Source organism: Streptomyces sp. NPDC059900 (assembly GCF_050270335.1).
Lineage (GTDB): Bacteria > Actinomycetota > Actinomycetes > Streptomycetales > Streptomycetaceae > Streptomyces.
This window is the reverse complement of sequence record NZ_JBNNJZ010000047.1, coordinates 1-21,124: the sequence shown is the minus strand read 5'-3', so window position 1 is coordinate 21,124 and position 21,124 is coordinate 1. Positions and strand designations below refer to the sequence as shown.

Sequence of the window (21,124 nt, the reverse complement as noted above, 5' to 3'; positions counted from 1 at the left end):
TCCGCTAAGGTAAGGCTTAGTTAGGTAACCCTTACCGGGTGGCGGCTTCTGGTGCGCCTCGGCAGATATCTCGATGTCGAGATAACTCTAGTACATCACCCGACGTCGCGACGAGGCGCGGGGCCTCAGACCGGCGGGGACAAGGACCGGGCAGGCCGCATCGGCCTGCCCTGGTGCGGGCCGCTCCCCTTCGATCAGGTCGACGAGGAGGGACACGGCCGTGCGTGCCGTGCGCTCCGGGTCGAGCGTCACCGTGGTGACGGGGGGATCGGTCTCCGCGTACCCCGGATCCTCGCTCGCACAGACGAGCAGCAGATCCTCCGGGACGCGCAGGCCGTGCCGGGCCGCCGCGGCGAGGAGCTGGCGGCCGCCGGGGTCGTAGACGGCATGGACGGCGTCGATCCGTCCGAGCACCTCGTCGAAGGCGTGACCTTCATCGTCGCCCTCGTCGAAGGGGATCACCAGCGGGGGCACCGCGCGCTGTGCGCACCACTCCTCATACGTCCTGGTCACCACGCGCGCGTAGTGCTCGTCGCCGTGGCCCGACTGGAGGGCGATGCGGCGGGCGCCGGACGTGCGGAGGTGGTCGAGGACTTCGCGGGTGGTCGCCACGTGGTCGTTGTCGACCCAGTGATCGCCGGGGTGCGGGTCGCCGGGGGCGCCGTCGAAGACGAGCGGGATGCCGCGGGCGCGCAGCGCGGTGACCATCGGGTCCCCGCGCGGGCTGTCCATGATCAGCATGCCGTCGACGGCGAGGCTGTGCCACACGTCGTCCCCGGCGCGGGCGGCGGGAAGCGCGGTGAGGGCGTATCCCCGTGCGTGGGCCGCGGAGGTGGCGGCCGTGACGACACGGGAGAAGTAGGCGATCTCCGTGTAGTTCCAGGCGGTGGGGAACGTGGTGACCGCGATGCCGAGGGTCCGGGTGCGCGGGGCGGTGCGGCGGGTGCCGTAGCCGAGGGCGGTGGCGGTTTCGCGCACCCTGCGGCGGGTGGCGGCGCCCAGACGGCCTGTGCCGTTCAGGGCGTGCGAGACCGTTGCGGTCGACACCTCCGCTGCGCGGGCTATGTCGGTGAGGGTGGGCCCTGGCACGGCCGCAATCCTACGGATTCCCTGTGCCGGGGGCCATATTTCCGCGGAATCCGTCGCCGGCAGCCGCTTCTGGTTAACGGGTTACTCGGTGAGTCTTTGTGCCCGCCCACCTTCTCGATCGCCCCGCGGTACGGCGGCTCGGCCCCGCGGCACCGCAGCTAGGAGAACCCCATGACCTCTCCGCACCCCTCTTCGCCCTCCCCTCTCTCGCGGCGCGGGCTCATCGCGTCCGCCGGGGCCGCCGGGCTGCTCGCATCGGTGGGTGCGCCCGCCGGGGCCGCCGTGCCCGCCGCACGGCGCAGGTCCGCCGCGCTCGTGCTGCACAACTCCCGTGTCTTCAGCGGCGTCAGGGGCAGCGCCCCCGCGCGGGCCGTCGCCGTCGGGCGGGACGGGAAGATCCTCGCGGTCGGGAGTGATGCCTCGCTCAAGCGGTACATCGGGCGGGACACCCAGGTCGTGGACGGGCGGGGCGGCACCGTCATGAGCGGCATCCACGACGGGCACGCGCATCCCATGGACGCCGCCAACCGTTCGCTGCGGCCGTCCCTGGCCGGCGCCGAGCAGACCGTCGAGGAGTTGCAGAAGACGCTGACCGGGTTCCTCAAGGACTCCGCCGAGCAGGAGCCCGACGGATGGCTCCTGGTGGAGGACTGGAACCCGGTCGGACTTTTGCCGCGCGGCACCGCCCCGCACCACTCCATGCTCGACGCCCTGCCGACCCGCCGCCCGATCGCCCTGCGCGGCGGCGACGGGCACAATCTGTGGGCCAATCAGCGGGCCTTGGACATAGCGAAGATCACCGCGTCGACCCCGGACCCGGTCGGCGGCAAGATCGTCAAGGGCACGGACGGCAAGCCCACCGGAGTGCTCAAGGACGACGCCCAGCCGCTCGTCTCCCGGCACATCCCCGAGCCCGACGAGACCCAGCTCGCGGATGCCGCCGCCAAGACCCTCGCCGAGGCCGCCGCGTCCGGCATCACGACCTTCATGGAAGCCGTGGTGGGCCGCGACGAGCTGGAGCTGTACCGGCGCCTTGCCGAGTCGGGCCGCCTGCTCCAGCGCATCGTGCCCGCCCTGCGCATCGAGACCGACCAGACGAAGGACCCGGCGGCGGCGGTCGCGTACGCGAAGGCGCTGCGCAAGGACTTTGGTGACGTACCCGGGCTGCGCTTCGGCACCGTCAAGGTCTTCCTGGACGGAGTCATCGAGCACCCGGCGCAGACCGCGGCGCTCCTGAAGCCCTACCTCGACAAGGACGGCAAACCCACCGACCACCGCGGCGACCTGTATGTGTCGTCGGCGGACTACGGCCGGCTCACCGCCGCCTTCAACAAGGAGGGCTGGCAGATGCACGCGCACGCCATCGGCGACCGCGCGGTCCGCACCTCCCTGGACGGCTACGCGTACGCCCTGCGCACGACCGGGGCGCGCGGCCTGCGCAACACCACCGCTCACCTCCAGCTCGTCGACCCCGCCGATCTGCCCCGCTTCGCCGAGCTCGGCGTCATCCCCTGCATGCAGCTCCAGTGGGCCACCCGCAACGTCTGGACGATGGACGCCCTGCTGCCCTACATCGGCGCCGAACGCCACCGGCTGATGTACCCGGCGCGCAGCCTGGAGCGGCGCGGGGCGCGGTTGGCCGGTGGCTCGGACTGGCCGGTCGATCCGTTGCAGGTGTGGAACCAGGTGCGGACCGCCGTCGACCGGTTCGGGGCCGAGGGCGAGGGAGACCTGTACCGCGAGAAGGAAGGCCTCAGCCGCTCGTCCGCCCTGCTCATGCACACCCTGGGGACGGCGCGTCAGCTCCGTATGGACCACTTCACCGGAACCGTCGAAACGGGAAAGTCGGCCGATCTGGTGCTGCTCGACCGCGATGTGACGCGGTGTCCGGTGGCCGATATCAGCTCTGCCGAAGTGCGGCTGACGTTGACCGGAGGCACAGTGGTGCATGACGCCGACTCGACGGCCGGGCGCGCTGCCGCCGCCCGGACGACGCGCGCGGCTGCCGGACCCCGGCCCACGGCGCAGGCCGCGGTGCACGGCGGTCGGCACGCCTCGTGCGGATGCGGCTGACGCGGTGCGGACACGTGGCGTACGGAAACGACGTACGGGAACTTCCGTACCGAACAGGACGTTTCACGTATGGCCTACCCCAGCGCGTGCGTCATCTCATATCTGAGATAACCTGCGGAACATGGCAGACGATTACCTCGTACGTATCGGCAAGCTCATCCGTGACGCACGTCAGCACAGGGGCTGGACGCAGTCGCAGCTCGCCGAGGCGCTCAACACAAGTCAGAGCGCCGTGAACCGCATCGAGCGCGGTAACCAGAACATCAGCCTTGAGATGATCGCCCGTATCGGCGAAGCCCTGGACAGCGAGATCGTCTCCCTCGGCTACGCCGGTCCGATGCATCTGCGCGTCGTCGGCGGGCGCCGCCTCTCCGGCTCCATCGACGTCAAGACGAGCAAGAACGCCTGCGTGGCGCTGCTCTGTGCCTCCCTGCTCAACAAGGGACGCACGGTGCTGCGCCGCGTGGCGCGCATCGAGGAGGTCTACCGCCTCCTCGAAGTGCTCAACTCGATCGGTGTCCGCACCCGTTGGATCAACGACGGGGTCGACCTGGAGATCGTGCCGCCCGCCAGGCTCGACATGGAGGCGATCGACGCGGAGGCCGCGATCCGGACCCGCTCGATCATCATGTTCCTCGGTCCGCTGCTTCACCGCATGGACCGCTTCAACCTGCCGTACGCGGGCGGCTGCGACCTCGGCACCCGCACGATCGAGCCGCACATGATCGCGCTGCGCCGCTTCGGTCTCGACATCGCCGCGACCGAGGGGCTCTACCACGCCGAGGTCGCGCGCGACGTCGTGCCCGACCGCCCGATCGTCCTGACCGAGCGCGGCGACACCGTCACCGAGAACGCCCTGCTCGCCGCGGCGCGCAGCGACTGCACGACCGTCATCCGCAACGCCTCGTCGAACTACATGGTCCAGGACCTGTGCTTCTTCCTGGAGGCGCTGGGCGTGAAGGTCGAGGGCATCGGCACGACCACCCTCACCGTGCACGGCGTGCCGACCATCGACGTCGACGTCGACTACTCCCCCTCCGAGGACCCGGTCGAGGCGATGAGCCTGCTCGCCGCCGCGGTCGTCACGGAGTCCGAACTGACGGTGAACCGCGTCCCGATCGAGTTCCTGGAGATCGAGCTCGCGGTCCTGGAGGAGATGGGGCTCGACCACGACCGCACGGCGGAGTACTTCGCCGACAACGGCCGTACGCGCCTGATCGACCTCACGGTGCGGCCCTCCAAACTGGAGGCGCCGATCGACAAGATCCACCCGATGCCGTTCCCCGGCCTGAACATCGACAACGTCCCCTTCTTCGCGGCCATCGCGGCGGCGGCGCAGGGCAAGACGCTGATCCACGACTGGGTCTACGACAACCGTGCGATCTACCTCACGGACCTCAACCGCCTCGGCGGGCGCCTCCAACTCCTGGACCCGCACCGGGTCCTGGTCGAGGGCCCGACCCGCTGGCGCGCCGCGGAGATGATGTGCCCGCCCGCGCTGCGGCCCGCCGTGGTCGTGCTCCTCGCGATGATGGCCGCCGAGGGCACGTCCGTCCTGCGCAATGTGTACGTGATCAACCGCGGCTACGAGGAGCTGGCCGAGCGGCTCAACTCCGTGGGCGCGCAGATCGAGACGTTCCGGGACATCTGACCCCCGGTCCTCTCGCTACGACTGGGCAACGATCGCCGGTCGTCACTGGAGGCGCGTGAGGGCGCGGTGCTGGGGTGGGTGCATGACAGATCGCACCCTCGTCCCCGGCATGCGCGCCCTCGCCCCCGGCACACGGACCCTCGTCGTGCTCGGCGTCTCGCTGGCCCTGTTCGCGGCGGGGTGCGGCGAGCAGGGCTCCGACGGCAAGGGCTCGCGGGGCTCCGGGGGCGGCGGCAACCCCGTGTCGACCCCGACCGCTTCTCGTCCGGTGCCTTCCGACGGCAAGGGTTCCAAGGACCCGGACGACATCAACGGCGACGGGCACCGCGATCTGCTCGTCCCGCTGCCCTCCCGCGACGAGAACGCGGAGGGGCGGACCGCCGTCGTCTTCGGCTCGGCCAAGGGGCTCGATCCGTCGACGCACGCGGTGTACGACTACCTGCCCGGCACCGTCACCACCGCCGATCTGGACGGAGACGGCTATCCCGACTTCGTGTCCACCGACAGGCCCGCGGACCGCGAGTTCCTGACCGTCGGCTGGGGCGGCCCGGGCGGGCCGCGGGCCGGGGCGGAGGCGACCCGGATCCAGGCGCCGGACGGCGGCTTCCACAGTGGTCTGTCGAAGCCGGTGCGGGGCGACTTCGACGGGGACGGCCACCACGACGTCGCGGCGCTCCGGCAGAACGGGTCCGTGACCCTGCTGTACGGCCCCTTCACCCGCTCCGGCGCCCCGGCCCGCACCGATACCCGGCCCGGCGGGGGCAGTTGGCTGGCCGCGGACGACATCGTCCCGTCGGGCAAGCCGCGCGCGACCGGCCTCCTCGTCCACGAGGGAGACGACGGCGGACAGACGGCCGGGGTCCTGTACCCGGCGCACACCGGAAGCGGCCTCTCCCGCACCTCCGTCGCACTGCGCGAGGGCAACGCGGTGGCATTCGGCGACTACGACGGCGACGGGGCCCGCGACCTGGCCATCGGCGACAACGGAAGCCGCAACAACGAGCCGGACACGGAAGAGGAGCCGGAGACGGTCTTCTCCCTCGCGATCTACCCCGGCAAGGGCGGCGACCCGGTCACGCACAAGATCCCCGAGAGTCGCGACAACTCCTACTACGGACCCGGCGACTACACGTCGGCCGACCCGGACGGCGACGGCAGGGACGCCCTCGTCGTCGCCACGGACAACGGGGCGCTGCTGATCGACGGCGGGAAGAAGCGCACCGTCGTGCTCCGGGAGGGTCCTTCCCGCCTTGACGGCAAGAAGATCCGGGCGCGGTCGCGGGACGCGCGCCCGTACGCCGCCGCCGACTTCGACGCCGACGGCAAGGAGGAGCTGATCCTGAACTGGGGCGCGAGCACGCTCTTCATGTACGGCGAGAAGGCCACGCACTGGTGGCTCACCGACGGCACGTCGTCGCGGGACAAGAGCGCGTTCGCCACGACGTCGTTCCCGGGCCGTGGCTGAGGGTCAGTCGAGGACCGCCACCCCGTCCAGTTCCACGAGGCACTCCTCGTCCCAGAGGCGGACGGCGCCGATCACCGCCATCGCTGGATAGTCGCGGCCCGCCAACCGCCGCCAGATACCGCCCAGTTGCGGGGCCTGCTCGCGGTAGTCGGCGACGTCCGTGGCGTAGACCGTGACGCGGGCGAGGTCGGCCGGGGTGCCGCCCGCGTGGCGCAGGGCGGTGAGGAGATTGGTCAGGGCCAGTTCGAACTGCTCGGCCAGGGTCGCGCCGGTGACCTTGCCGTCGGTGTCCAGCGCCGTCTGGCCCGCGAGGAACACGAGACGGCCGCCGGTCGCGGTGACGGCGTGCGAGAAGCCGGTGGCCGGGGAGAGCTCGGAGGGGTTGACGCGTTCGAGGCTCATGCGGAGGGCTCCTCGGCAGGGGTGACGGGCTGGGGGGCTGCGGCGTTCGCCGCGTACAACTCCTTGGCGATGATGGTGCGCTGGACCTCGCTCGCACCCTCGTAGATGCGCGGCGCCCGCACCTCGCGGTAGAGGTGTTCGAGGAGGTGCCCGCGCTGAAGGGCGCGCGCGCCGTGGAGCTGGACCGCGGCGTCCACGACGTACTGCGCCGTCTCCGTGGCCATCAGCTTGGCCATGGCGGCGCGGCGGGCGATGTCCGGTTCGCCGCGGTCGTAGGCCGCCGCCGCCGCGTGCACCAGCAGGCGGGCCGCCTCGGTGCGGGTGGCCATCTCCGCGACCTGGTGCGCGACCGCCTGGAGATCCTTCAACTTGGCGCCGAACGCGTCCCGTCGAGCGGTGTGCGCGAGCGTCGCGTCGAGCGCCGCGCCCGCCATGCCGACCGCGAACGCGCCGACGCTGGGGCGGAAGCGGTTGAGGGTGGTCATGGCGACGCGGAAGCCGCGGTCGGGTTCGCCGAGCACGTCGTCGCCCGTGACGGTCACGCCGTCGAAGGCGAGCGCCCCGATCGGGTGCGGGGAGAGCATGTCCAGGGGGGTGCCCGTGAGGCCCGCGCGGTCGGCGGGCACGAGGAACGCGGTGACGCCGCGGGCGCCCGCGCCGGGGGTCGTACGGGCGAAGACGGTGTAGAAGTCGGCTTCGGGGGCGTTCGAGATCCAGCACTTCTCGCCGGTGAGCCGCCAGGAGGAGGCGCCGTCCGGCGCCGCACGCAGGGCCAGGGCCGCGGCGTCCGAGCCGGCGCCGGGCTCGGAGAGCGCGAAGGCGGCGACGGCGCGCCCCGCGCGGGCGGGGGCCAGCCACTGCTCGCGCTGCCCGGCCGAGCCGTACGCGGCCACGGGATGCGCCCCGAGCCCCTGGAGGGCCAGCGCGGTCTCGGCCTCCGTACAGGCGTAGGCGAGGGACTCGCGCAGGAGGCAGAGCCCCAGGGCGCCCGAGGCGGCGTGCGGGGCCCGTGCGGCGGAGGCGGCGCCCGGCCCCTCCCCCGCGAACAGGTGGTCGAGCAGGCTCAGTTCCCCCAGTGCCTCCACGAGGGGGCGGTTCACGCGGCCCGGCTCGCCCTTCTCCGCCAGCGGGCGCAGCCGCTCGTCGGCGAGCGTGCGTAGCTCCGCACACCAGGCGGTTTGTTCTGGATTGAGCGAGAATGCCGTCATGCCGGGCCCCTCCTCTATCGCGCACCGTTGACTGTCGTCACCATCACGATACGCTCGTTGTGCGAGCTCACCACAAGCCCGAACGGCAAGGGGGCGACCCGCTGTGGACGCCAAGAGTGCACTGCGACTCCATCCATCGGCTCACGTCGACACCTTCGCCCGGGAGCATCTCCCGCCGCCGGAGCAGTGGCCCGCGTTCGTCCACGACCGGCCCGAGCTGCATTACCCGGACCGCCTCAACTGCGGCGTCGAGCTCCTGGACCGGACGGTGGAGCGGCACGGCGCCGACCGCCCCGCGTTCCGTACGGGCTCCGGTGACGTGTGGACGTACGGCGAGCTGCGCCAGCACGTGAACCGGATCGCGCACGTCCTGACCGGCGAACTCGGCGTACGGCCCGGCGAGCGCGTCCTGCTGCGCGGCTCGACCACCCCCTGGCTCGCGGCCTGCTGGCTCGCGGTGATGAAGACGGGCGCGGTCGCCGTCACCGTCCTGGCCCAGCAGCGCTCGCACGAGCTGACCACGATGTGCGAGATAGCCGAGGTCGGCCACGCCCTGTGCGACGCCCGCGCCGTGGACGACCTGATCAAGGCCGGGATCCCCGGGCTGAGCGTCACGACGTTCGGCGGCGGCACGGACGATGACCTCCTGGCGCGCGCCGCCCGGCAGCCCGATGTCTACGAACCCGTCGACACCGCCGCCGACGACGTGGCCCTGATCGCCTTCACGTCCGGCACCACCGGGCGCCCCAAGGGCTGCATGCATTTCCACCGCGATGTGCTCGCCATCGCCGACACCTTCGCCCGCCACGTCCTGAAGCCGGTGCCCGACGACGTGTTCGCGGGGAGCCCGCCGCTCGGTTTCACCTTCGGGCTCGGCGGACTCGTCATCTTCCCGCTGCGCTTCGGCGGCTCGTCGCTCCTGCTCGAACAGGCCGCCCCCAAGCAGCTGCTGCCCGCGATCGCCGAGCACGGCGTGAGCGTGCTCTTCACCGCGCCGACCGCCTACCGCACGATGCTCGACGATCTGCGGGGACCGGAGCCCTGCGACGTATCGACGCTGCGGCGGTGCGTCTCCGCGGGCGAGAACCTGCCCGCCGCGACCTGGCAGGCGTGGCACGAGCGCACCGGCCTGCGCATCATCAACGGCATCGGCGCCACCGAACTCCTGCACATCTTCATCTCCGCCGCCGACGAGGCGATACGGCCCGGCACCACGGGGCGGCCCGTTCCGGGCTGGCACGCGCGCGTGGTCGACGCGTCGGGGGCGCCGGTGCCGGACGGGGAGCCGGGGCTGCTCGCGGTGCGCGGGCCTGTCGGCTGCCGGTATCTGGGCGACGAGCGCCAGCTCCAGTACGTGCGCCACGGCTGGAACGTCACCGGCGACACGTACGTCCGGGACGCCGACGGCTACTTCACGTACGTGGCCCGCGCGGACGACATGATCATCTCGGCCGGGTACAACATCGCGGGCCCGGAGGTCGAGGACGCGCTCCTGCGCCACCCGGATGTCCTGGAGACGGCCGTCGTCGGGCTCCCCGACGAGCTGCGCGGGCAGCAGGTCGTCGCCTATGTCGTGCAGCGCCCGGGCACGGAACGCGACCCCGACCGGCTGCGAGAGTTCGTGAAGGGCGAGCTGGTGCCGTACAAGTGCCCGCGCGAGATCGTCTATCTGGACGCGCTGCCGCGCACCGCCACGGGCAAACTGCAACGGTTCCGGCTGCGGGAGCCCGGGCCCGTAGAGTGATCACGTGTCCGAGCAGCACACTCCACGGTCCCTGATCGTCACCTTCTACGGCGCCTACGGGCGCGCGGCCCCCGGCCCGGTGCCGGTCGCCGATCTCGTCAGGCTCCTCGCCCCGGTCGGCGTGGACGCCCCGTCCGTGCGCTCGTCCGTGTCGCGGCTCAAGCGGCGCGGGCTTCTCGTGCCCGCGCGGACGGCGGCGGGCGCGGCGGGGTACGCCCTGTCGCCGGACGCGCGCCAGCTCCTGGAGGACGGCGACCGGCGCATCTACGCGGCTCCCCCGGCCGCGCGGCAGGGCGGCGGCTGGGTGCTCGCCGTCTTCTCCGTACCGGAGTCGGAACGCCAGAAGCGGCACGTCCTGCGCTCACGCCTGGCCGGGCTCGGTTTCGGGACGGCCGCTCCGGGCGTGTGGATCGCCCCGGCGCATCTCTACGAAGAGACCCGGCACACCCTGGAGCGCCTTCAACTCGCCTCGTACGTCGATCTGTTCCGCGGCGAGCATCTGGGCTTCGCGGCGACGGCGGACGCGGTGGCCCGCTGGTGGGACCTGTCCTCGATCGCCAAGGAGCACGAGGCGTTCCTCGACCGGCACGAGCCGGTGCTGCGGTCCTGGCAGGGGCGGCCGGACACTCCCGCGCAGGAGGCGTACCGCGACTATCTCCTCGCCCTGGACTCCTGGCGCCGGCTGCCGTACGCCGATCCGGGCCTGCCGGGGGAACTCCTGCCCGATGGATGGCCCGGCGACCGGTCGGCCGAGGTGTTCACGGCGCTCGACGGACGGCTGCGGGACGCGGGGGCACAGTTCGTCAACTCCCCAGAGTGAGGCGGGGCTTGGGCGCGTCCGTACGGCCGGTCTGCGGGCGGCGGCTGCCCGCCCCGTACTGCACCGGCCAGGCGACTCCCGGGCCCGCGTAGTCCTGCTCGGCCGCCGCGTGCAGCGTCCAGTGCGGGTCGTAGAGGTGCGGGCGCGCGAGGGCGCACAGGTCGGTGCGGCCCGCCAGGATCAGTGAGTTGACGTCGTCCCAGGAGGAGATGGCGCCGACCGTGAGGACGGGGACGCCGGTTTCGTTGCGGATGCGGTCGGCGAACGGGGTCTGGTAGGAGCGGCCGTACTCAGGACGCTCGTCGGAGACGACCTGGCCCGTCGAGACGTCGATCGCGTCGGCTCCGCGGGCGGCGAAGGCCCGGGCGATCGCGACGGCGTCCTCCGCGGTGGTGCCGCCCTCGGCCCAGTCGGTGGCCGAGATGCGGACGGTCATGGGTTTGCCGCCGGGCCACACGGCCCGTATCGCGTCGAAGACTTCCAGGGGGAAGCGCAGCCGGTTCTCCAGCGGGCCGCCGTACTCGTCGGTCCTGTGGTTGGTCAGCGGCGAGAGGAACCCGGAGAGCAGATAGCCGTGCGCGCAGTGCAGTTCCAGGAGGTCGAACCCGCTGCGCACGGCCCGCCGGGCCGCGTCGGTGAACTGCTCGCGGATCTCGGCGAGCCCGGCCCGGTCCAGCTCGTGGGGCCGCTGGCTGTTCGCCTTGTACGGGAGGGGCGAGGGGGCGACCAGCGGCCAGTTGCCCTCGTCGAGGGGTTCGTCGATGCCCTCCCACATCAGTTTCGTCGAGCCCTTGCGGCCCGAGTGCCCGAGCTGGACGCCGATCGCGGTGCCGGGTGCCTGCGTGTGCGCGAAGTCCGTGATGCGGCGCCAGGCGTCGGCCTGCTCGTCGGTGTAGAGCCCGGCGCAGCCCGGCGTGATGCGGCCGCGCTCGCTGACGCACACCATTTCCGTCATGACCAGGCCGGCGCCGCCGAGTGCCCGCGCGCCCAGGTGGACGAGGTGGAAGTCGCCGGGGACGCCGTCCGGCGCGGAGTACATGTCCATGGGCGACACGACCACGCGGTTGCGCAGGGTCAGGTCGCCCAGCCTGAAGGGCGTGAACATCGGCGGCGTACCGGCCGGGCAGCCGAAGTCCCGCTCGACGGACTCGGTGAAGCGGGCGTCGCGCAGGCGCAGGTTGTCGTGCGTGACGCGGCGGCTGCGGGTGAGGAGGTTGAAGGCGAACTGGCGCGGCGGCTGGCCGAGATAGTCGGGCAGCCGCTCGAACCACTCCAGGCTGGCGCGGGCCGCGCGCTGGGTGGACTGGACGACGGGGCGGCGCTCCGTCTCGTACGCGGCGAGGGCCTCGGGGATGCCGGGCTGCTCCTGGAGGCAGGCGGCGAGCGCGAGGGCGTCCTCGACGGCGAGCTTGGTGCCGGAGCCGATGGAGAAGTGCGCGGTGTGGGCGGCGTCGCCGAGCAGCACGGTGTTGCCGTGCGACCAGCGTGCGTTGACGACCGTGCGGAAGTTGATCCAGGAGGACTTGTTGCCGCGCAGACTCCGGCCGCCGAGCGCGTCGGCGAAGAACTTCGCGCAGCGTTCGGTCGACTCCTCCTCGTCGAGCTCCGCGAACCCGGCCGCCTCCCAGACCTCTTCGCGCATCTCGACGATGACCGTGGACTCGCCGGTCCCGGCCGTGGAGAAGGGGTAGCCGTGCAGCTGCATCACGCCGTGCTCGGTCTCGGCGATCTCGAAGCGGAAGGCGTCGAAGGCGAAGTCGGCGGCGAGCCAGATGTAGCGGCAGCGGTGCGTCCGGACGCTCGGCCCGAAGGCTTCGGCCTGCGCCTCGCGCGTGAGGCTGTGCACGCCGTCCGCCGCGATCACCAGGTCGTACGCGGCGGAGAGCTCGGCGGCGGGCGGCGCCTCGGCGCGAAAGCGCAGGTCGACGCCCAGTTCCCGGCACCGCTCGTGCAGGATGCCGAGGAGCCTGCGCCGACCGAGGGCCGCGAAGCCGTGCCCGCCGGAGGTGTGGCGGCTCCCCCGGTGCACGATGTCGATGTCGTCCCAGCGCACGAACTCCGCCTGGAGCGCGGCATAGACGACGGGGTCGGCGTGCTCGATGCCGCCGAGCGTCTCGTCCGAGAGGACGACCCCGAAGCCGAAGGTGTCGTCCGGGGCGTTGCGCTCCCAGACGGTGATCTCGCGCTCCGGGTCGAGCCGCTTGAGGAGGGCCGCGGCGTAGAGCCCGCCGGGGCCGCCGCCGATGACGGCGATGCGGTGCGCCGTTCCGTGCCCGGTGGCTGCCATGGTCAGCGCCCCTGCCACTTGGGCGGGCGCTTGTCCGTGAACGCCGCGTGGAATTCCTTGTAGTCCTCGCCGGTCATCAGCAGGGCCTGCGTCGCCGCGTCCAGCTCCACGGCTGCGGCGAGCGGCATGTCGAGTTCGGAGGTCAGCAGCGCCTTGGTCTGCGCGTACGCCAGGGCGGGGCCGTCGGCGAGGCGGCGTGCGAGGGACTGTGCGGCCCCGGCGGCCTTGCCCTCGTCCGTCAGCTCGCTGATCAGGCCGATCCGCTCGGCCTCGGGGGCGCGCACGGGGTCGCCCAGCATCAGGATGCGGGTGGCGTGGCCGAGGCCGACGACGCGGGGCAGGAGATAGGCGGCGCCCATGTCGCCGCCCGAGAGGCCGACCCGCGTGAAGAGGAAGGAGAACCGCGCCGAGGGGTCCGCCACCCGGAAGTCCGCGGCGAGGGCGAGCACGGCTCCGGCGCCGGCGGCCACCCCGTGCACCGCGGCGATGACCGGGAAGGGGCACTCCCGGATGGCCCGTACGACCTGTCCCGTCATGCGGTTGAAGTCGAGCAGCTGCGCGGTGTCCATGCCGAGGGTCGCGCCGATGATCTCGTCGACGTCACCGCCCGAGCAGAAGCCGCGGCCCTCTCCGCCGAGCACCAGGGCGCGCACGGAATTGTCGCGGGACAGCTCGGCCAGGAGATCGCGCAGGTCGGCGTAGGCGCCGAAGGTGAGTGCGTTCAGCTTGTCGGGGCGGTCGAGGGTGACCGTGGCGACCCCCTCCGCCACCTGAAGGCGGATGTGCTGCCAGTCGGGGGTGCGGGGGGCGGAGCCGGTGAAGGGACTCATGACGACGTGCGGCCTCCTCGGTAGGGGCGGCGGCGGTCTGCGTACCGAAGTTGTCTCTGCTCTTCGAATTTATCACCCGTCCGTGACTGTCGTCACGAGTACGCGATAAACCCCGTGGGTAGAGAGTCCTGAGCAGAACCAAAATCCTGATATGCACGTCTTGTCACCCACACCGCCCAAGGGTCGGACGTCCCGGACATGCCCGACCGTCGACCCTGTCGACATAGCGCTTAAGATTCGTACGGTTGAAAGCAGGATCTCCTGCTGCCCTGAACGGACCCGCCTTGCACGAACCTCCCGCTCCCGCCTCGTGGCGCATCGCGCTGCCGCACACCGCTGCGGCCGTACCGATCGCCCGTGCGCTGGTGCGCACCGCGCTCACGGAGATCGAGTCGCCCGCCGACAGCGATACCGCCGAGCTGCTCACGGCCGAGCTGGTGGCGAACGCGGTGGAGCACACCTCCGGGCTGGACCCGATAGAGCTCGTCATAGAGCTCTTGCCGACCGGCTGCCAGGTGGAGGTCCACGACTCGAACCCGCAGCCGCCCGGCGATCTCAGCGCCCCCGGGCCGATGGGCGAGCCGGACCCCTGGCAGGAGCACGGGCGCGGCCTGCTCCTGATCCGCACCCTCAGCTCGTCCTGCGGTCACCGCCCGACCGACTCCGGCAAGGCGGTCTGGTTCACGCTCCCCGCCGCGTAGCCGCTTCGGCTTCGGCTTCGGCCTTGCCGAGCCGTGAGTGACGACGCCCGTACAGCGCGTACACCAGGGCGCCCACGACGAGGAACACGGCGAACTGCACCCACGTCGTCCAGCCCGTGCCCCAGATCAGATAGAGGCAGAAGCCCACGCCCAGGATCGGGCTCACGGGATACAGCGGCACCCGGAAGGTGCGCTTCAGCTCCGGCGCCGAGCGGCGCAGCGCGAGCACCGCGACATTCACCACGACCATGATCGCCAGCGTGCCGATCGTCGTCAGGTTGACCACCGCGTCGAGCGACGAGAAGGCGGCGGGGACGGCGAAGACCGCCGCGACGATCCAGGTGTTGGCGACCGGCGTCGAGGTCTTCGGCGAGACGCGCTCGAAGACGCGCGGGATGAGCCCGTCGCGGGACATCGACATCAGGATGCGGGTCTGCCCGTACATCACGGCGAGCACCACGGACGCGATGGCCACGACCGCGCCGAAGGCGATGACGCCGCCGCCGACCGCCGAGTCGGTGACCTCGTTGACGACCAGCGAGAGCGCGGCGGGCTTGTCGGCGACCGCGTCCGCGCCGAGTGCGCCGATCGCCCCGAGTGCGACGGCGACGTACAGCAGGGTGACGACGCCGATGCAGACCAGGATGGCGATCGGGATGTTGCGCCGGGGGTTCTTGACCTCTTCGCCCGCCGTGGTGATCGCGTCGAAGCCGATGAAGGAGAAGAACGCGAGCGAGGCTCCCGCGGTGATGCCGGAGGCACCGGCGCCCGCGAAGGGCGTGAGGTTGCCGGCCTTGAACGCGGTGAACGCGATCGCGAGGAAGAGCAACAGGATCCCGATCTTGAGCACGGCCATGGCCGCCGTCGCCCGCGCGCTCTCCCGGATGCCGCGCACGAGCAGCACCGCGGCGAGCAGGATCACGATCACGGCGGGCAGGTTCACGACGCCGCCCTCGCCGGGCCCGGCGGAGAGCGCGTCGGGCAGCTGCCAGCCGGTGAGGCTGTCGAGCAGCTCGTTCAGGTACTGGCTCCAGCCGACCGCCACGGCGGAGACGGAGACGCCGTACTCCAGGAGCAGGCACCACCCGACGAGGAACGCGGTGCGCTCGCCGAGGGAGGCGTATGCGAAGGAGTACGAGCTGCCGGAGACCGGGATCGCACCGCCCAGCTCGGCGAACGAGAAGGCGGTGAAGATGCAGGTCACGGCGGCCAGGAAGTACGAGACGGCGACCGCGGGGCCCGCCTCGGCGACGCTGTCGGAGAGGCCGACGAAGATGCCGGTGCCGACGATCGCGCCGACGCCGAAGCACACCAGCTGGAACAGGCCCATGGTGCGTTTGAGGCCGTGGCCTTCGAGGTCGGCGCCCGATTCGGCGACGAGGAGTTCGGGGGACTTGATGCGGAGTCCTGCCGGACCGGTCGGGCGCATGCGGTGGTTCTCATTTCGGTGGTGCGGGGAGCGGCTGGGGTGTGCCGCAAAAAAGCGGGGCCGGGGGAAGGTGTTCCCCCGGCCCCACCAGTGTGTGCGTCGGTCAGGCGAGTGTCGCGACGAGGATCGCCTTGATCGTGTGCAGGCGGTTCTCCGCCTCGTCGAAGACGACGGAGTGCGCCGACTCGAAGACCTCGTCGGTGACCTCGAGAGAGCTTAGACCGTACTGGGCGTGGATCTCGCGGCTGACCTGCGTGCCCAGGTCGTGGAAGGCCGGGAGGCAGTGCAGGAACTTCACGTCGGCGTTGCCCGTGGCGCGCAGGACGTCCATGGTCACGGCGTACGGCGCGAGGGCCTCGATGCGCTCGGCCCAGATCTCCTTGGGCTCGCCCATGGAGACCCAGACGTCGGTCACCACGAAGTCGGCGCCCGCGACGCCCCCGGCGATGTCCTCGCTGAGCGTGATCCGGGCCCCGCTGCTCTCGGCGAGCTCGCGCGCCTTGGCGACGATCTCCTCGGCGGGCCAGTAGGCCTTCGGCGCCACGATGCGGACGTCCATGCCGAGCAGCGCGGCGGTGATCAGGTACGAGTTGCCCATGTTGAAGCGGGCGTCACCGAGATAGGCGAAGGCGATGTCGGTGAGGGGCTTGGAGCTGTGCTCGGTCATCGTGAGGACGTCGGCGAGCATCTGGGTGGGGTGCCAGTCGTCGGTCAGGCCGTTGTAGACGGGCACGCCCGCGTAGGCGCCGAGCTCCTCGACGGTCGACTGTGCGTCGCCGCGGAACTGGATGGCGTCGAACATCCGGCCGAGGACCCGGGCGGTGTCCTTCGCGGACTCCTTGCTGCCGATGTGGGACCCGGCCGGGTCTATGTACGTCGTGGACGCGCCCTGGTCGGCGGCCGCCACCTCGAAGGAGCAGCGCGTCCGCGTGGAGGACTTCTCGAAGATCAGCGCGATGTTCTTCCCGCGCAGGGCCTGCGCCTCCGTCCCCGCCTTCTTGGCCGCCTTCAGCTCGGCGGCAAGATCGATCAGGCCGCGGAACTCCTCGGCGGTGAAGTCCAGCTCCTTGAGGAAGTGGCGGCCGGTGAGGTCGATGGCCATGATGGCGCTCCAGGGGTACGCGTACGGGATACTGGAAGTCTATACGACGCTCCACATTTCTATACAGGCCCCATTCTCCCGCAGATCCAGCCGCCCCGCACCGGCCGGGCGGCGCACGGGCTCAGTCGACGGGATCGCGCTGCACCGGACAGCTCATGCACCGCGGACCACCCCGGCCGCGCCCCAGCTCGCTCCCCAGGATCTCGATCACCTCGATGCCCTCCTTGCGCAGATACGTGTTCGTCGTCGAGTTCCTTTCGTACGCGACGACCACGCCCGGCTCGACCGCGAGGACGTTGCAGCCGTCGTCCCACTGCTCGCGCGCGGCGGCGTGCACGTCCTGGGTGGCCGTGAGGACCCGGATCCCGCTCAGGCCCAGCGCCGCCGCTATCGCCCGGTGCATGTGCTCGGGCGGATGGTCGGTGACCTTCAGCTCACGGCCGTCGACACCCGGCTCGATGGTGTACGAGCGGAGCATGCCAAGGCCCGCGTACTGCGTGAAGGTGTCGGAGTCGACCATCGTCATCACCGTGTCGAGGTGCATGAACGCGCGCCTCTTCGGCATGTCCAGGGCCACGATCGTCTGCGCCGAGCCCGCGGCGAAGAGCTTGTGCGCGAGCATCTCGACGGCCTGCGGGGTGGTGCGCTCGCTCATGCCGATCAGGACCGCTCCCCGGCCGATCACCAGGACGTCGCCGCCCTCGATGGTGGAGGGGTAGTCCGACTGCCCCCGGGACCAGACGTGGAAGTCCTCGGCCCGGAAGAGCGGGTGGTGGCGGTAGATCGCCTCGAAGTGCACGGTCTCGCGCTGCCGGGCGGGCCAGCGCATGGCGTTGATGGAGACGCCGTCGTAGATCCAGGCCGAGGTGTCGCGCGTGAAGAGGTGGTTGGGCAGCGGGCCGAGCAGGAAGTCGTCCAGGTCCATGCAGTGGAAGCGCACGGACGTCGGCTCCGGGTGGCGCTCCAGGAACTCCCGCTTCGTCATCCCGCCTATCAGCGCCTCGGCGAGCTCGGCGGAGGGCAATGTCTCGAACGCGGCCCGCAGATGGTCCGTGGCGAGCGGCCCGTACTCCTTCTCGTCGAAGACCCGGTCGAGGACGAGGAGGCGTGCGCCCGGCACGTCCAGGGTCTCGGTCAGCAGATCGCCGAAGAGATGGACGGCCACCCCGCGGTCGCGCAGCACGTCGGCGAATCCGTCGTGTTCCTGGCGGGCCCTGCGGACCCACAGGACGTCGTCGAAGAGCAACGCGTCCTTGTTGGACGGGGTGAGCCGTTTGAGCTCCAGGTCAGGGCGGTGCAGGATCACGCGGCGCAGCCGCCCGGCCTCGGAGTCGACATGGAATCCCATGGAGTCCATCTTTCCCCGGCCGGACGGCAGTTGCCCCCTGTTGGCTAAAGCCGCGGGTCCACCGGCTCCGACTCCAGCGCGAGGACCGCGAACACCGCCTCGTGCACCCGCCAGAGCGGCTCGCCCGCCGCGAGGCGGTCGAGGGCTTCGAGCCCGAGCGCGTACTCACGGATCGCGAGCGAGCGCTTGTGGCCGAGGAAGCGGCCGCGCAGCTTGTCGAGGTGGTCGGGGCGGGTGTACTCCGGGCCGTAGATGATCCGGAGGTACTCGCGTCCGCGGCACTTGATACCGGGCTGCACGATCCGGCCCTTCCCGTCGCGGACCAGCGCCCCGACCGGCTTGACGACCATGCCTTCGCCGCCGCGGCTGGTCATCTCCAGCCACCAGTCGATGCCTGCCTGGACGGACGCCTCGTCGCCGGTCTCCACATAGAGCCGCCGGGTGGTCTGAAGCAGGCCGGTGCCGTCGTGCTCCACCATGCGGTCGATCAGGCCCAGCTGTTCGTCGTGCGGGAGCGCGGCGAGGCTGCGGCCCTGAACGGCCAGGATCTGGAACGGCGCGAGACGCACGCCCTCCAGGCCCTCGGTCGGCCAGCAGTAACGGCGGTATGCCTCCGTGAACGCGGCTGCGTCCACGGCCCGTTCGCGCTGCTTGGCCAGCAGCTCTGCGGTGTCGACGCCGCGCGCCGTCGCCGCCTCCAGGGCGGCTATCGCGCCGGGGAAGACGGCTCCGGACGCGGCGCCCACGGCCGCGTACTGCGTGCGGAGCAAGCCGGACGCCTTGAGCGACCAGGGCATCAACTCCGCGTCGAGCAGCAGCCAGTCGGTGTCGAGCTCCTGCCACAGGCCCGCTTCGGTGACGGCCGTGCGCACGCGGCCGAGTATCTCCTCGGTCATCTCCGTGTCGTCGAAGAAGGGGCGGCCCGTGCGGGTGCAGAGCGAACCGGTCGGTCCGTCCACGCCGAAGCGCTCGCGGGCCACGTCCGCGTCACGGCACACCAGGGCCACGGCGCGCGAGCCCATGTGCTTCTCCTCGCACACGACCCGCGTCACGCCGTCCTGCGCATACGACGCGAAGGCCTCGGCCGGGTGCTCGAGGAAGCCCTCGCGCTGCGACGTCGCGGTCGGGGCCATCGTCGGCGGTAGGTAGGGAAGGAGCCGCGGGTCGACGGCGAACCGGCTCATGATCTCCAGGGCCGCCGCCGCGTTCTCCTCGCGCACGGCGACGCGTCCCGCCTGACCGGTCTCCACGGCGCGGCGGCCGTGCACGTCGTTCAGGTCCAGCGGCCGTCCGTCGTGGCCGCCGGGGGCCTCGGTGCTCAGCGGCTTCGCCGGTTCGTACCAGACCTGCTCCGCCGGTACGTCGACGAGCTCGCGCTCCGGCCAGCGCAGCGCGGTGAGCCTGCCGCCGAACACGGCGCCGGTGTCCAGGCAGATGGTGTTGTTGAGCCAGGTCGCGGTCGGCACGGGGGTGTGGCCGTAGACCACGGCGGCGCTGCCGCGGTAGTCCTCCGCCCACGGGTAGCGCACGGGCAGGCCGAACTCGTCGGTCTCGCCGGTCGTGTCTCCGTAGAGCGCGTGCGAGCGCACCCGGCCCGACGTACGCCCGTGGTACTTCTCGGGCAGACCCGCGTGGCAGACGACGAGCTTGCCGCCGTCGAGGACGTAGTGCGAAACGAGGCCGTCGACGAACTCCCGCACGCTCGCGCGGAACTCCTCGCTCTCAGCGTCCAGCTGCTCGATGGTCTCGGCGAGCCCGTGGGTGTGCTGGACCTTGCGGCCCTTGAGGTAACGCCCGAGCTTGTTCTCGTGGTTGCCCGGTACGCAGATCGCGGTGCCGTCGCCGACCATCGACATCACGCGGCGCAGCACGCCCGGCGAGTCCGGGCCACGGTCGACGAGGTCGCCCACGAAGACGGCGGTACGCCCTTCGGGGTGCGCGCCGTCCGCGTAACCGAGCTTGCCGAGCAGGGTCTCCAGCTCGGCGGCGCAGCCGTGGATGTCGCCGATGATGTCGAAGGGGCCGGTGAGGTGGGAGAGGTCGTTGTAGCGCTTCTCGGTGACGATGGTGGCGCCGTCGATCTCCTCCACTCCCCTCAGGACGTGGACCTTCCTGAACCCCTCGCGCTCCAGGTGCTTGAGGGAGCGGCGCAGTTCGCGCTGGTGGCGCTGGATGACGCGGCGCGGCATGCCGGACCGGTCGGTGCGCTCGGCGTTGCGCGCGGCGCAGACCTCTTCGGGCACGTCCAGGACGATGGCGATGGGCAGCACGTCGTGCTCCCTGGCCAGCTGGATCAGCTGCTTGCGGCTCTCGCTCTGCACGTTGGTCGCGTCGACGACGGTGCGGCGGCCCGCGGCCAGGCGCTTGCCCGCGATGTAGTGCAGCACGTCGAAGGCGTCGCCGCTCGCGCCCTGGTCGTTCTCGTCGTCGGCGACCAGGCCGCGGCAGAAGTCGCTGGAGAGCACCTCGGTGGGCTTGAAGTGCTTGCGCCCGAAGGTGGACTTGCCGGAGCCGGTGGCGCCGACGAGGACGACGAGGGAGAGGTCGGTGACGGGCAGCACGCGCCCGTCGGGAGTGGCTTCGGTACTGGTGCCGGTCTCCTTGATCATGCTGCCCGCACCTCCTTCACGTTCTTGTCGCTCTTGTCGTTCTTCTCATGCTTGTCGTTCTTCTGGTGCTTGTCGTTCTTCTGGTGCTTGTCGTGCTGGTCGTGCTGCGTGAACACGGCCATCTGGGTCGGCGGTCCCACCTCGGGGTCGTCGTCGCCGACGGGCACGAAGTCCACGTCGTAGCCATGCCGTCCGGCGACCCGGCGGGCCCAGTCGCAAAACTCCGCGCGCGTCCACTCGAACCGGTGGTCGCCGTGCCGGACATGCCCGGCGGGAAGCGTCTCCCAGCGGACGTTGTATTCGACGTTCGGTGTCGTCACGAGCACCGTGCGCGGCCGCGCGGAGCCGAACACCGCGTACTCCCTG

At 71.4% G+C, this 21,124-nt stretch carries 15 protein-coding genes and 1 pseudogene; 6 read left to right on the top strand and 10 right to left on the bottom strand.

Features of this window, described 5'->3' with window-relative positions:
* Positions 1-87: 87 nt before the first annotated feature.
* Positions 88-1,089 carry a LacI family DNA-binding transcriptional regulator gene (locus tag ACQKIP_RS10280; RefSeq protein ID WP_365858446.1) on the bottom strand — a complete coding sequence of 334 codons (1,002 nt, stop codon included), beginning with the start codon at positions 1,087-1,089 and terminating at the stop codon, positions 88-90.
* 171 nt (positions 1,090-1,260) lie between these two features.
* Here ACQKIP_RS10280 and ACQKIP_RS10275 point away from each other — a divergent pair, with 171 nt between their 5' ends.
* The 3 genes from ACQKIP_RS10275 to ACQKIP_RS10265 all read left to right on the top strand — a co-directional run bounded on the left by ACQKIP_RS10275 (position 1,261) and on the right by ACQKIP_RS10265 (position 6,278).
* Positions 1,261-3,162 (top strand): amidohydrolase, encoded by a 1,902-nt coding sequence (locus tag ACQKIP_RS10275; protein ID WP_365858444.1) that lies wholly within the window; start codon positions 1,261-1,263, stop codon positions 3,160-3,162.
* A 121-nt stretch (positions 3,163-3,283) separates the two neighbouring features.
* A complete protein-coding gene (locus ACQKIP_RS10270) occupies positions 3,284-4,813 on the top strand; it encodes a helix-turn-helix domain-containing protein (RefSeq protein ID WP_361194936.1) in 1,530 nt (509 codons plus the stop codon).
* 82 nt (positions 4,814-4,895) lie between these two features.
* A complete protein-coding gene (locus tag ACQKIP_RS10265; RefSeq protein ID WP_365858442.1) occupies positions 4,896-6,278 on the top strand; it encodes an FG-GAP repeat domain-containing protein in 1,383 nt (460 codons plus the stop codon).
* A gap of 3 nt (positions 6,279-6,281) precedes the next feature.
* Here ACQKIP_RS10265 and ACQKIP_RS10260 read toward each other — a convergent pair whose 3' ends face one another.
* Both ACQKIP_RS10260 and ACQKIP_RS10255 read right to left on the bottom strand, forming a co-directional pair.
* Positions 6,282-6,680 (bottom strand): RidA family protein, encoded by a 399-nt coding sequence (locus tag ACQKIP_RS10260; RefSeq protein ID WP_365858440.1) that lies wholly within the window; start codon positions 6,678-6,680, stop codon positions 6,282-6,284.
* Positions 6,677-7,888, bottom strand: coding sequence for an acyl-CoA dehydrogenase family protein (locus ACQKIP_RS10255; protein ID WP_365858438.1), 1,212 nt, complete (start codon positions 7,886-7,888; stop codon positions 6,677-6,679). Before ACQKIP_RS10255 ends, ACQKIP_RS10260 begins: the two co-directional genes overlap by 4 nt.
* Before the next feature lie 103 nt (positions 7,889-7,991).
* Here ACQKIP_RS10255 and ACQKIP_RS10250 point away from each other — a divergent pair, with 103 nt between their 5' ends.
* Entirely contained in the window at positions 7,992-9,632 is a 1,641-nt protein-coding gene (locus tag ACQKIP_RS10250) for an AMP-binding protein (protein WP_365858436.1), read from the top strand.
* Positions 9,633-9,636: 4 nt separating this feature from the next.
* Positions 9,637-10,452 (top strand): PaaX family transcriptional regulator, encoded by an 816-nt coding sequence (locus ACQKIP_RS10245; protein WP_365858434.1) that lies wholly within the window; start codon positions 9,637-9,639, stop codon positions 10,450-10,452.
* Here ACQKIP_RS10245 and ACQKIP_RS10240 read toward each other — a convergent pair.
* Both ACQKIP_RS10240 and ACQKIP_RS10235 read right to left on the bottom strand, forming a co-directional pair.
* Positions 10,436-12,739: a bifunctional salicylyl-CoA 5-hydroxylase/oxidoreductase gene (locus ACQKIP_RS10240; protein WP_365858432.1), complete on the bottom strand. Its 2,304-nt coding sequence runs from the start codon at positions 12,737-12,739 to the stop codon at positions 10,436-10,438. The two genes, ACQKIP_RS10245 and ACQKIP_RS10240, sit on opposite strands and share 17 nt — an antisense overlap.
* A 2-nt stretch (positions 12,740-12,741) precedes the next feature.
* Complete coding sequence (locus tag ACQKIP_RS10235; RefSeq protein WP_365858430.1) at positions 12,742-13,569, bottom strand: enoyl-CoA hydratase family protein; 828 nt, start codon at positions 13,567-13,569, stop codon at positions 12,742-12,744.
* Between the two features lie 284 nt (positions 13,570-13,853).
* Between ACQKIP_RS10235 and ACQKIP_RS10230 the strand changes: the two genes are divergently transcribed.
* Positions 13,854-14,270, top strand: coding sequence for an ATP-binding protein (locus tag ACQKIP_RS10230; protein WP_365858428.1), 417 nt, complete (start codon positions 13,854-13,856; stop codon positions 14,268-14,270).
* Here the strand turns inward: ACQKIP_RS10230 and ACQKIP_RS10225 are convergent.
* From ACQKIP_RS10225 to ACQKIP_RS10205, 5 genes and pseudogenes are all read right to left on the bottom strand, one after another.
* A complete protein-coding gene (locus tag ACQKIP_RS10225; RefSeq protein ID WP_365858426.1) occupies positions 14,251-15,699 on the bottom strand; it encodes an amino acid permease in 1,449 nt (482 codons plus the stop codon). The genes ACQKIP_RS10230 and ACQKIP_RS10225 overlap by 20 nt on opposite strands.
* 103 nt (positions 15,700-15,802) lie before the next feature.
* Positions 15,803-16,801: an ornithine carbamoyltransferase gene (argF, locus tag ACQKIP_RS10220; RefSeq protein ID WP_365858424.1), complete on the bottom strand. Its 999-nt coding sequence runs from the start codon at positions 16,799-16,801 to the stop codon at positions 15,803-15,805.
* Between the two features lie 121 nt (positions 16,802-16,922).
* A complete protein-coding gene (locus ACQKIP_RS10215) occupies positions 16,923-18,149 on the bottom strand; it encodes an arginine deiminase (protein ID WP_365858422.1) in 1,227 nt (408 codons plus the stop codon).
* Between the two features lie 44 nt (positions 18,150-18,193).
* Positions 18,194-20,758, bottom strand: coding sequence for a polynucleotide kinase-phosphatase (locus ACQKIP_RS10210; protein WP_365858420.1), 2,565 nt, complete (start codon positions 20,756-20,758; stop codon positions 18,194-18,196).
* Positions 20,755-21,124: pseudogene (locus ACQKIP_RS10205) on the bottom strand (3' terminal RNA ribose 2'-O-methyltransferase Hen1); the annotation flags it as partial. The pseudogene ACQKIP_RS10205 and the gene ACQKIP_RS10210, both read right to left, overlap by 4 nt.